This window comes from SAR324 cluster bacterium, from assembly GCA_015232315.1.
In the GTDB taxonomy this organism is placed as follows: Bacteria; SAR324; SAR324; order SAR324; family NAC60-12; genus JADFZZ01.
Window position 1 is genome coordinate 40,183 of sequence record JADFZZ010000035.1, and the last position, 13,395, is coordinate 53,577.

Below are 13,395 nucleotides of genomic sequence, written 5' to 3' on the forward strand. Positions count from 1 at the left end.
TTTTTTTTAACTGATTTCCGAGAATCTTTATGAGTGCTCAACCCAGAATCCTGATCGTTGATGATGAGGTCATCAACCGTAGAATTATTCAACGAATGCTGGAAAAAAAATATCAGGTGTTTACCGCGGAAAACGGCAGGCAGGCACTTGAAATGATGCCGCAGGTGGAACCTGACCTGATTTTACTCGACATCCTGATGCCTGATCTGGATGGATTTCAGGTGTGTGAAATGATCAAGGAACACAAAATCTGGCGGTTCATCCCTATCATTTTCCTGACAGCACTGGGCGCCAAAGAAAATACTGATGTGGCAAGTGCGGCAGGCGCTGACGGATTTCTGGAAAAACCTGTGGATGAAGCCACGTTGCTACCACTACTCGATTTTAACCTGAAAATGAAATTCAGGGTTGATCACATTCGGGAACTTTACTACGAATTGGAAAATGATCAGAAAATCGCGCGAACTTCTCAGGACCGGCTGTTATCAAGGATTCCACAAATTCCATGGGCCAACATCAGCACCATTTACCAACCCTATGGCGATGATCGTGGTTTGAACTTTGTTTGTGGCGATTTTTATGATTTCCGTGTTTCAGAAAATCAATTGCACGTTTTTCTCGGTGATGCCACAGGGCATGGAACGCTGGCAAGCTTTGTAACCTTCATGGCCAGAATCGCCCTGCAGCAGGGGGTGATGGAAAATAAAAGTCCGTCCGGAGTGATCTGTCACATGAATGAGATGTTGATGAAAGTCTTGCCCGATGACTGTTTTATGACAGCCTGTTACATGGTGTTTGACTTTGATAATAACCAGATCATTCAATGCAATGCAGGACATCCGGGTCCAATCTGTTTCTCAGCCGCTGGTTCAGCCATTACTGTGACCACTTCAGGACTCCCCCTGGGAATCATGCCCTTTGCTTATGACGAAGAAAAACTGCCCTTGGGACAGGGCGATCGCATGTTGCTTTATACGGATGGCCTTGTTGAAGTTGCCAACGCAGAGGATCAACTCTGGGGACATGAGGGTTTGAAAAACTCACTTTCAACAGCCCTCAATCTGCCCTTGTCACAATGGATTCATCACGCACTTGCCACTTCCAGATCATTCAATGCCCAGTCCTTTTTTAATGACGATGTCACTGTGATTGCCATTGAACGTGCATGATTGAGTTTGTTTTGCCCAACACCTTGGACGGTAGCATCGGGTTACGTCCCGATAAATGCCACGGTTTGTAGCCCTCTCCGGGACGCAACCCAATGTCGTCAACTTAGAAATTCTTCGCTGGATAATCCCCCTTTACAAAGGGGGCATGGGGGATTTAACACTCAGAATCACATCCCCCGATCCCCTTAAACCAAGGGGGAATTGATTCACAGTACCATTCAGAAGGCTTAAGTTGATGACATTGGTCCGTTGCCCGGGAGATGGACTGGATTCCCGCCTGCGCGGGAACGACAACAAAGTGTCAACTACTTTTGAAAGGTGCCCAAGATTTTAATCAGTTTCTGACTGCAAAAAGCATCGTGTTTTAAACCAGAATTATTCAATCAGACTGTATCCATGCAATTCCATTTTGATTTATTCATTCCCTATGGCATTCCTCCACTGCTGAGTGTGATTGTTGCCCTGTTTCTGGCATCTTTGACGATCAAAGCCGGAAAATACAACAGGGAAAATCAGTTATTCACTCTGTTCTGCCTGTTTCAAATGTTGGACAATCTTATGGGATTGCTCAACACGGTTCAGGTTTCATCGTCAGAATCTCTTGTGACCACCAGACTCGTTAGTCTGTTCTATATCTTCATCATTCCTGTCAGCATTCATCTCTTCCACACCATGCTACAAATTCAGAAACGAAAATGGCTGTTGCGGGGAAGTTATCTGCTCATTGGGGCAATGGCCCCCTTGACGCAAACGGCATGGTATATTCAGGAAAAACAAAAAGTATTTTATGGCTTTGTCGTTAAAACAGGCTTGGTCTATCAGATCATCTCCCTACTGGGGTTGATGACGCTGATATATTGTGGCTTGTTGCTGACCAGTGCGTTGCGGGCTGAGCAAAGCCCTGTGCAACGGAAAAAAATCCGGTTTATTTTCTGGGGGTTGTTCCTGAGCGGAATGCTCACGGTGATTGACGCCTTGTTAGACATTTCCGGTCATACGGTTTATCCGTTGGCAAATTTTGGTTTCATCCCACTGGGATTGATGGCCTATGGACTACTGCGGCATGACCTGATGGAGATTGCCACCGAATGGTTTTCTCAGGGCTATCTTTCCAGAATTCTGGGTATTTTTGTCTGGTGGCCTCCCGTCGTCGCCTTCCTGTTTTATTGGCTGTCACCACCGGGAATTTTTTATCCGGACCTCATCGAACAGATCGTTCCCTATGGAATTCCTCAGATTATTTCTCTGTTGGTCTGCTATAGCCTGGCATCGTTCTGTTTTTTTCAGGGAAATTACCGGATGGACACCCTGCTGTTTGGCGCGCTTTGCTGGCTCTGGGGTGGCTTGAGTCTGGAGGTCACGCTGATACCACTGCTCGCAGACCCGCAATGGGCCTTGACTGTCAGTAGAATCGACCACTTTTTTCTGGTCAATCAATTGGGGATCTATGCCGGATTTTTATATTACTTTGCGGGTGTGAATAAAAAATGGGTTTACCTGTTCACGATGGCAGGCCTCCTGTTCATGCCGTTCACCCTCACGGATTGGTATTATCAGGGGGTCTATTCCTATGACTGGGGATTCTTTCCTGAAAAAAACATTCTGTTTGAGGTGTTCATTTTTGTGGCACTGTTTGAAGTGTTGTGGACGATCCACACATTACTATCAAAAATCCTTGCCACCCAAGACCTTCAACAACGCAAATCATTCCTGTATTTTCTTGCTGGTGGAATCTTTTCGGCCGTGCTGAGTCTGACGGATGTTCCAGCCGTGTATGGTTGGGATTTTTATCCCCTCGGAAATTTCATGTTCCTGCCCACCCTGATCATGGCTGTTGGAATCTTCAGATACGATCTGATCAGGATCAGCCCCTACAGGAAAGAGCTGGCACTGCGTAAACTGGCACTGGTGATGCTGGCTCTGGTCTATGGCGCGTTGCTGTTGCTGGCATGGAAAGGACTTGCCGGCCATTCCCTGAAGGAGATCCTGAAGGAAATTATTCCTTACAGGATGTTTTCGGTCCTGTCTCTGGGAATCTGCCTGTTTCTTTCCTTTGCGGCTCTTCGTGTGGGGCGACTTAAACAGGAACTGCTGTTATTCAGTTTATCCTGTGTATTATTAGCCCTGCTCTCGCTGGACCTGTTGCTTCTCGGCCTGGTCAATACGCCTGAACAAGCCCTGAAAATCATGCGAATTGATCATTTGTTCGTGGTGTTTATTCCATCGGTTTCATTGCATCTGACGCTCGTTCTGTCAGAGGTTTCCCGCCCCAAAACCCTGTTGCTGGCATACATGGTCAGCCTGTTGTTGTTGCCCTGGACCCAAACCGATTATTATTTTCAGGGGGTTCTGCATTATTACTGGGGGTTTATTGCTGAAAAAAATGTGGTCTTTGATGTTTTCGGAATTTTTATTGTGCTGGTTGGCGCACTGGACATTTATATTGTCTATACCGGTTATCATCGCCTGACGGAGGCCTATAAAAAACGGCAATTGGGCTATTTCGGCTGGAGTCTCATCATCTTACTCCTTCTCAATCTGGGAAACATGCCCGCAATGTATGGAATAGCCCTGTATCCTTTGGGCAATTTTACTTTTCTACCCATCCTCCTTCAGGGCTATGCACTGCTTCAACGCTATCAGGCGTCGGTCGTTCAGCTTTTAAGGAAGAGCCTTCACTTTGGAATTTTGCTGGGATTTGTTTCCGGTATCGCGGTTTTTCTTGGAAACTATTCGATTCCTGAACCGGTTATTATCATTGGACTCGTTTTCGGGTTTCGCATCCTGGATCGAATAGCCTTTCAATTGTTGAATCTTGTATTTCCCACGGAACGTCATTACTGGAAAAAAGTTTTGCAGGATATCAACATCAAGCTGTCGATTGCGCTGAATCAGCAAAGTGTGGAACAGACGGTGATCCCACACCTGCTTCATACGATGGAAAGCCGGAAATGCCGCCTGTTTTTTTCTGATAAACACGCGCTGTTTTTTCAGGGTACCAGCTACCTTCCGTTGAGCAGGGATCAGGATTATCGGCAGACAGGTTATTTCCCGGAGGATTCACTCAAAATCAATGCGGATCACCCGCTGGTGCAAATGCTGTATGAAGCCCAGGATCAAATCTCTTCAGATCAAATGGATGAATGGTGCAGGTCCCATGGCATTGTGCTGAATCCGGATGAAGGATTTTCAGCCAGTGTTCTGCTTCAACCTGTCTTTTTTCATGGCGCACTGATCTGTTTCATCACGCTTGAAGAAAAACAGAATGAACAACTCTATGCGGTAGAGGAGCAGGAATTTGTCAGAAATCTGGCCTCAAGTCTGGGTCCTGTCATTGAAAACATCCGCTTGATCGTGTCTTTGGAAGAACGGGTCCATGAACGCACCCAAAACCTGCAAAAGGCAAGGGACCAGTTGAGTCTGATCAATTCCATCAGCCAGAAAGTCGGACTTGCTCTGAATTTAAAAGAAGCGTTCCATATTTTCATCACGGATGTGGTCCGTAGCCTGGAACGCGAGGCTTCCGGTTCCATTTTTCTGTATGACGAAGCTTCAGGAAAACTGGTTTATCTGGACAGCTATCAACTGGTGGCGGAAGTGGCCAAAACTTTTTCGATCAAGGTCAATCCGGAATCCTCCTATGCCTGGTTTGTTTTCCAGACGCAACAACCCGCACTAGTCCAGCAAAAACAGATTGTCAAATTTTTGACAGATGATTTTTTAAAAATGCATTGTGGCAAAATGCCTCTTGAGCAACTGATACTTCCCCTGGTTTCCTCTGGAAAAGTCGCAGGTCTCATCAATATTTCCCATTATGATTCGAATCGCCTGCTACAAATGGATGAGCAGTATTTTTTGCAGGGACTCGCCCGTAACCTGTCCCATCATTTTGACATGATCCTGCATGTGGAGGAACTTCAGGAACGGGAGCAGGAAATCGCTCACATCAATCAGATCGCTCAAGCCGTCAATTCAACCCTGGCCCTGGATGAGGTTGTGCAGGTGGTATCAGAAGCACTGCAAAGTATTTTTGAGTTCAATCAGATTGGTATCTGGTTGGAAAATGAGGACCGTACCGCTTTGAAAGTGGCGTTCCATTATGGCGAAGCGCTCTCCAGAGAGACCTTTGATCAACTGCGGGAAATTGAAATGCCACTGAAACCGTTTGCCAGCTACATTTGTGAAGTCTATCTGAAACGTTCGCCGGAATATTTTCCACAGATCACGGAGGAATTTCTGGGATATTTCTTTCCCAAAGACACACAAATCCAGAAAATCACCCAATCCATTGCCTATTTGCTCTATCCGCTGGAAGTTCACAACAAGGTGATTGGTGTGATTGCATTTGGTCATACCCATCAATTTTTCAATCTGAAAGAAGATGAAATTTATAAAATTCAACGCTATGTCACCCAGATCGCGACCGCGATTCACAATGCAAGACTTTATGAAGAAACCCTTGAACATGAACGGCAAATTCAGATCGCACATCAGGAAATGAGTCATCTGAATGAAGTGCTGCAAACCGTCAATTCCACGCTGGATCTGAATCAGGTTGAGCAAACCACACTCAAGGCGTTGGACGATCTGTTTGGTTTTGGCGCGCTTTGTATCAGTTTGATTGATTCGACGGCCACCAATCTTGTGTTTCTCAGACCTTATGGAAACAGGGTTCCCGAAGCCACCAAAGCCAGGTGGGAATCCATTAAAATTCCGTTGAATTCTGATAGCTTTGTCGCAAAAACCGTTCAATACAACAGTCCGAACTATATCCAGAACATCACACCGGAGTTGACTGAATTTTTCGATGTTCATGACCGCCAGCTTTATGACATTTACCCCTTTTGCTGGGTCTTGCTCATGCCCCTGGAGACACAACAGAAAGTGATCGGAACCATAGTGTTTGGTGATAATGAAAAACTCATTGAAATTTCCGAACAGGATTTGAAAAAAATCGGCTGGTATGTGGCCCAGATCGCCAATGCTTTGCAGAATGCCAGAATTTATGAAGACTCGCTCGAAAAACAATCCCAGATTGAAGCGGCCCGTCAGGAAATCCAGCACATGAATCAAGTGATTCAAATCGTCAATTCCACGCTGGATCTGGATGTGATCGTCAAACAAGTCATGAATATTTTACAGGAAATTTTTGAGTTCAATGGACTGGGAATTTCGCTGATGGACGATACCGGGGAAAATCTGGTGTTTCACGCGGCGTATCATGATGGCAGTTGGTCTGGTTTTGATGAAGAAAAATGGAAATCCGTTGTGATCCCGGTTACGTGCGAAAACAGTTTTTTTGTAAAAACCCTGTTCTACAATGATCCAAACTATATTTCCCCCATTACGCATGAACTTGTTGACTATTTTGAAGACCATGATCGTCAGCTCCAGGCTATTTTTCCCACAAAATCTGTTCTGTTTTGTCCTTTGAGTTTTCAGGGAAAAGCCATTGGTGTCATCAATTTTGGAAATGTGCACAAAACCTTTGATCTGACTGATGCGGATATTATGAGGATCCAGCAATATGTGAATCAAATCAGTAACGCGGTGCATAACGCGCAACAGTATGAAGCCCTGAAAACCACCAAAATCCAGTTGGTGGAAAGCGAAAAAATCGCGGCCATGACCCATACTTTTGAGAAATTTGTTCCGAAACAGTTTTTAAACCGTATTGCCCATGAAGGTCTGGAATCCATTGAATTGGGGAGAGCCGAAAGCGATACCATCACCATTCTGTTTTCTGATATTCGAGCCTTCACTGAAATGTCTGAAACCATGAGCGCTCAGGAATTGATGAATTTTCTGAATGCTTATTTACAGCGCATGAGCGAACCCATTCATCAATATGGCGGCTTTGTCGATAAATTTATCGGCGATGCCATCATGGCTCTGTTTGACTTTCCGGACAAAACAGACGCTGAGGAAGCTGAATGTGCGGTCAAGGCCGCCATTGCCATGCAGGAAACATTAAAAATCTATAATCAACATCGACAACAGTCCGGATACCCCCCTGTCGCTTCCGGTATTGGAATTCATTGTGGACCAGTCGTGATCGGAACGGTGGGTTCCAGAGACCGGATGGATTCGACCGTGATTGGCGATAATGTCAATCTGGCATCCCGTCTGGAAGGATTGACCAAATTTTATGGAGTGGACATATTGATCAGCTCCGATGTTCTGGAATTGATCAGCGATCGAAATTTCATGCAATACAGGGAACTGGATTATGTGCGGGTGAAAGGCCGTAAAAATCCTGTCTCAATCTTTGAGGTTTACAACCACAATCAACCTCAGATTCAGTCCTTAAAGCGTGCTTCCGGCAAATATATCCTTCGAAGCCTGATTTCCCGGCAATTAAGCGACTGGAACAACACCGAACAACATTTAAGGAGAGCCCTTGAAGTCTACCCCGAAGACAGTGCCGCCCGATTTCTGCTGAAACAAACTCATCTGTTGCAACAAAAAAATCTACCCGCAGATTGGGATGGCGCCATCAATCTGGATGAAAAGTAAAGAACTCCATCAAAAAATTCTTTCCAAAATTCTTGTGACCCGTTACAGAAAATAAAATGAAAGCTGAAAGAACGCTTCTTTTTTTTCTGGTTCCCTACCTCTTGTGGGGAACCATCCTTAGCCCCAATGTCATCAACTTAAGCATTCTGAATGGTGCTGAGTATTAATTCCCCCTTGGTTCAAGGGGGTTAGGGGGATGTAATTCTGAGCGTTAAATCCCCCATGCCCCCTTTGAAAAGGGGGATTCCCCGGCGAAGAACGCATTAAGTTGACGCCATTGGGTTACGTCCCGGGGGTGAAACAATCCGTGGAATGTCATCGGGACGTAACCCGATGCTACCATCTTCGGACAAGTTGATTTTGGAGATTATATGGAAACCATCAAAAAATTTTTTCCGAAAAACATGTTATGGTTACCCGCTGTTCTGGTGGGAATTGTGGTTCTGGTTGTTCTGGTTAAAACAAAATCGGTTCCTGAACCAACGGCCACGCAGGAACGTGTCTGGAATGTACGGGTTTTCCCGGTTCCAGCGGTGTCGCTGATTCCCAAAGCAGTGGTTTATGGCATTGTAAAACCCGGAACCGTATGGAATGCGATTCCTGAGGTGAGCGGAAAAATAATAGAAAAAAATCCTGATTTGAAACAAGGCGCCTTCATCCCTAAAGATGAAGTGCTGATCAAGATTGACCCCACCCCTTACGAATTGCAGATCCGACAACGAAACGCGGATCTGCGAAACCTGGAAGCGCAACTCAAGGAATTGAATATTAACGAGGAAAACAGGAAAATTTCCCTTAAAATTGAACAACGTTCTCAGGAACTGGCTGAAAAAGACCTCACTCGTCTGCAAAGTCTGGCTAAAAAAGGTGTCAATAACCAGCAACAGGTGGATCAGCAGGAACGAAGCACACTGGCCCAAAGGCAGGTTGTACAAAATCTGGTCAACACGCTGAGTACCATACCCACCCAGCGTGAATTGCTCCAGGCCAGAATTGATGCCTCGCAGGCGCAACTCGAAAGTGCCGAACGTGATCTGAAACACACCGTAATGCGGATGCCGTTTCCCGGAAGAATCGCAACCGTCAAAGCCGAGTTGTTTCAATTTGTGGCTCAAGGTCAGTCCATTGCCACCATTGACAGCATTGATATCGCGGAAATTGAAGCGCAACTTCCTATTGAAAAAGGCAGGTTCCTGATTCCACCCCAACAAATCACCAATCAAGCCCTCATGGCGCAAGACGCCCTTGAACAGAATTCAACTCAAACCCTCATGGCTCAAGACGCCCTTGAACAAAAGTCAACCATCAGCCCTCAACGTGCCGGACCTCAGGAATTTGGCTGGACGGTGACAGTGAGTACCAAAAATGGCAATGCTCTGACTTCCTGGACCGGTCGGGTGGTGAGGGCCAGTGACGCACTGGATGCGCAGGCCCGAACGCTGGGACTCATCGTCGCGGTTGATAATCCTTATAAACCCAATGGTGGCCCGCCTTTATTTAAAAATGCCTTTGTTGAAGTGACCATCCTTGGCAAAGTCCGCCCGGATTCACTGGTGATTCCAAGATCCGCTCTCCATGGGGATACCGTCTATGTCATGAATCAGGAACAGCGCCTGGAAATCCGCAAGGTTCGATTTGTGATCGCGCCCGATGATCTGGTGATTGTGGAAGAGGGACTCACGGCTGGCGAAATCATTGTGGCCTCTGCCCTTGGCTATGGTGTGGAAGGCATGAAACTCAATCCTGTCGAAGACACGGAACTTCTCACCAATCTGATCGCTCAGGCTGAAGGAAAGTGAGGCAACCATGAAAACAGGATTGATTGAATTTTTCACCAGACATCCGACAGCCGCCAATCTGTTGATGATTTTTTTTCTGCTACTGGGCGCGATGGCACTGCCTGAAATGAGGCGGGAAACGTTCCCTGATTTCACGGTCGGGATAGTTCAGGTTTCAGTCGTGTATCCCGGAGCTTCGGCTGAAGATGTCGAAGCCGGCATCTGTCAACCGATTCAGGATGCGATTGATGGCATCCGCAATGTTGCTGAATTGAAATGTGAATCACAGGAAAACATCGGCATTGCCCGTATTGAATGGAATGAATCCGGTAAATTTGATGAATTTGTGGAAGACATCAACACTGAAATAAATGCCCTTCAATCCTTTCCTGCCAACGCTGAAGATCCTGTCATCAAACGGCTCAACCGAACCGACCGGGTTGCCTCTCTGGCCTTGACAGGTCCCATGCCGCCGGCATCCCTGAAAGCCTATGCCGAAGACCTCAAGGATCGGTTGCAGCAAACAGGCATTTCACTGGTAGAGATTGACGGATTTTCTGACCATCAACTCAGAATTGAACTGTCACAGGATATGTTACAGAAACATAAATTGACGGTTGCCGATGTCGCCGGTGTGATCCAGCGACAAAGTGTGGATCTGCCTGTTGGCGGTCTTGAAACACGGGATCAGGAAATCACAGTCCGGTTTGCCGATCAACGTATGACTCCCGCTGAATTTGAATCACTCATCATTCTTGGCCGGGAATCAGGAGCGGAAATTCATCTCGGCGATTTGGCCACCATCACTGACCGCTTTGAGAAAGATGAAGTGAAGATCACTTTTGACGGCAAACGTGCCGCTTTGCTGCACATCAATAAAACCAAATCACAGGACTCTCTGGATATTGGCAATCAGTTGCTCCGGTTTTTAGAGGCAGAACGAAAGGTTTCTCCACCGGGAATTGAATTACACATCACCGGGAATATGTTTTCAGTCGTGCAAGACCGGTTGAACATGCTGGTGAGCAATGGCTTTCAAGGGTTCCTTCTGGTGCTGTTGACGCTCTGGCTGTTTTTCAGTCTGCGGTTTGCGTTCTGGGTGGCCATGGGGTTGCCGGTTTCTTTCATGGGCACCTTCTTTGTGATGCAGGCCATGGACATGAGCCTGAATATGTTCACCATGGTTGGATTGCTGATTGCGCTGGGTTTGCTGATGGATGATGCGATTGTGATTTCAGAAAACATCGCGTCCAGGCTGAAACAGGGAAAATCTGCCATCAATGCCGCAGTGGAAGGAGCGCGGGAAATGGGAATCGGCGTGTTTTCATCATTTTTAACCACTGTGAGTATTTTCGGGCCATTGATTTTTCTGGAAGGCAATATCGGAAAAGTGCTCAAAGTGATGCCGGTTGTTCTCATTGTCACCTTGCTGGTGAGTCTGATTGAAGGTTTTTTTATCCTGCCCAATCATTTGAGTCATTCCCTGGCACACATGGAAAATTTCACTCCGGGACGCTTCCGCGTGAAATTTGATGAAATGCTCGATAAGACACGTGAAGGCTTCGGGCGCTGGGTCGATGTTGTGATTGAATGGCGTTACCTGTTTCTGGGGGGAATGGTGGGAATTTTTTTAATTTCCATCGGCTTGCTGGCCGGGGGCATTGTAAAATTTACGGTGTTTCCTGATATGGAAGGCGACATCATGGAAGCCCGCATTCTGTTACCGCCGGGAACACCACTCACGCGCACAGAAAAAGTAGTGGATCAACTGGTGGTTGCCATGCATGAAATTGATAAAGAATTCACACCGCAACAACCCGAAGGACAATCCCTGGTGAAACACATCAGGGTGGATTATAACCGGAATGCTGACGCCAACGAATCCGGTCCGCATGTGGCCACGGTCATTGTGGATTTGCTCAGTACCGACAGGCGAAACGCCCGATTGGATGATTTGTTCAAGGAATGGCGCGCCAGAACATCCTCGATCACCGATGTTTCCATCATCCAGTTCAAGGAAGCCAGCATTGGTCCCGCCGGATTGCCGATTGATATTCAGCTCAAAGGCAATGACTACCAGCTTCTGAAACAGGCCTCACAGGCTGTGCAGGAATGGTTTCGGCAGTATGATGGCGTCGTGGACCTGACCGATGATCTGCGACCGGGCAAACAGGAAATGCGGCTCAAACTCAAGGAAGGGGCTTTGGCGATGGGCTTTGATGCCAATACGATTGCCGGTCAGTTGCGAGCGTCGTTTCTTAATGCAAACGTGGGCAATGTTTATACCGGAGAAGAATCCTTTGAAATTGATGTTCGACTCCAACAATCCGACAAGGATAGTTTAAACGATCTGGAATATTTCAATCTGATCAATCGGGCTGGCCAGTCGATTCCGTTACAAACGGTGGTGGAGATTCAATACCACCAGGGGTTTTCCAGACTGCAACGCGTGGATCGTGTAAGAACGGTAACGATTCAGGGCGATCTGGATCTTTCAAAATTGAATACCGCGGAATTGCTGGGGCGTTTCCAGAAAGAATTTTTGCCTGAATTCCATAAAAAATTCCCGGAAGTTTCAGTGCAGTTGGGTGGGGAATCCAAAGAAGGCGCCAAAACCCAAAAATCGATGCTACGAGCGTTCCTGATAGGTATTGCGGGAATTTTTATTATTCTCAGTTTCCAGTTCAAGAGCTATGTGGAACCGTTGATTGTGATGCTGGCGATTCCAATGGCCATGATTGGCGTGATTTTCGGACACCTGCTCATGGGACTCAATATCGGCATGACCAGTCTGATGGGATTTGTGTCTCTGGCCGGAGTTGTCGTCAATGATTCCATTTTACTGGTGGAATTCCTGAAAATGCATATCGGCAACGGAGAACGGGTCTTTGATGCCGCAAGACAAGCCAGTAGGGATCGCTTTCGGGCCATCATGCTGACATCGCTCACCACCATTGCCGGCGCTATGCCCTTGTTGTTTGAAACCAGCACCCAGGCCATGACCCTGATCCCTATGGTCACAAGTATTATTTTTGGACTGCTGGCCTCAACCGTTTCTGTTCTGCTGATGGTTCCCGCATTTTACGTGGTGTTGGAGGATCTTGGTCAATTCAAAAAAGTTACACCTGAACTGCTAGAGAAGTTTTGATTTTATGATTTTAAGCTGTTAGAGGACATTTGACTTAACTCCAGAAAATGGCAGAGAACATCCATTCCACAATGCTCATTTTGTGAAAAACATTGGAAGGCCTCCATTTTGGCGAAACGATGACTATAGCCGTTGGTGCCGGTGGTCATATTTCAAACAGTTCTTCCAGGGTTTTGGCGGTCAGAATTTTTTCCGCCAGGGATTCCAGTTGTGGAATGGTCATGCTTTCCAAACGGGAAATGTATTCACTCGGAATTGTGCGGAATTTGATTTTCATCTGTTTCTGGATTACTGAACGTAGACTTTCAATCTTACCTTCAATCTTACCTTCCGCTTTGCCTTCAATCTTACCTTCAATCTTACCTTCCGCTTTACCTTCAATCTTACCTTCCGCTTTACCTTCGTCAATCCATTGCTGTGCTAATGTGGGCATGATGATCTCCTCTAAAATTTCGGGGTTGGGGAGTTTGTGAAATTCCTCCATGAATGATTCTTTCTCCAGATTCGGAGCGGCTTTAGCCAGATAATACAACAACGTTTCCAGATATTCCAGTCCGGTTTTGCTGCGGGAAAATTCCCAGAGCATGGGAAACAGCGTGCCAAACAGTAACCGGGGTAAATCAGGATCATCAATGTGTTTCATCATCAACATCGCGGTGTGGTGGTCAAGACAAAATGGAGTTACTTCCTTCCCGATCATTTCAAACGTACCCAGAGTCCAGAACCGTGAGGGTTCTGGCCGCCGGAGGCAACAAGATCCCCCTTTGGGGAGATCAACTGGCGG

General features: G+C 46.5%; 5 protein-coding genes. 4 read left to right on the plus strand and 1 reads right to left on the minus strand.

Annotated features, from left to right (window positions below; genetic code table 11):
- The first annotated feature begins 29 nt into the window (after positions 1-29).
- The 4 genes from HQM11_17845 (at position 30) to HQM11_17860 (ending at position 12,611) form a co-directional block, all read left to right on the plus strand.
- Complete coding sequence (locus tag HQM11_17845; GenBank protein ID MBF0352901.1) at positions 30-1,169, plus strand: fused response regulator/phosphatase; 1,140 nt, start codon at positions 30-32, stop codon at positions 1,167-1,169.
- 396 nt (positions 1,170-1,565) lie between these two features.
- Positions 1,566-7,685, plus strand: coding sequence for a GAF domain-containing protein (locus HQM11_17850; GenBank protein ID MBF0352902.1), 6,120 nt, complete (start codon positions 1,566-1,568; stop codon positions 7,683-7,685).
- Between the two features lie 371 nt (positions 7,686-8,056).
- Positions 8,057-9,484 (plus strand): hypothetical protein, encoded by a 1,428-nt coding sequence (locus tag HQM11_17855; protein MBF0352903.1) that lies wholly within the window; start codon positions 8,057-8,059, stop codon positions 9,482-9,484.
- A 19-nt stretch (positions 9,485-9,503) separates the two neighbouring features.
- Entirely contained in the window at positions 9,504-12,611 is a 3,108-nt protein-coding gene (locus HQM11_17860; GenBank protein ID MBF0352904.1) for an efflux RND transporter permease subunit, read from the plus strand.
- Positions 12,612-12,756: 145 nt separating this feature from the next.
- On the opposite strand, the gene HQM11_17865 is transcribed toward HQM11_17860, so the two are convergent.
- A complete protein-coding gene (locus HQM11_17865) occupies positions 12,757-13,257 on the minus strand; it encodes a DUF4351 domain-containing protein (GenBank protein ID MBF0352905.1) in 501 nt (166 codons plus the stop codon).
- Between the last annotated feature and the right edge of the window lie 138 nt (positions 13,258-13,395).

Bases quoted from the DNA above. Each gene is read 5' to 3' on its own strand.
- HQM11_17850 (MBF0352902.1), top strand. From the start codon at position 1,566: ATGCAATTCCATTTTGATTTATTCATTCCCTATGGCATTCCTCCACTG.
- HQM11_17845 (MBF0352901.1), top strand. From the start codon at position 30: ATGAGTGCTCAACCCAGAATCCTGATCGTTGATGATGAGGTCATCAAC.
- HQM11_17865 (MBF0352905.1), bottom strand. From the start codon at position 13,257: ATGATGAAACACATTGATGATCCTGATTTACCCCGGTTACTGTTTGGC.
- HQM11_17855 (MBF0352903.1), top strand. From the start codon at position 8,057: ATGGAAACCATCAAAAAATTTTTTCCGAAAAACATGTTATGGTTACCC.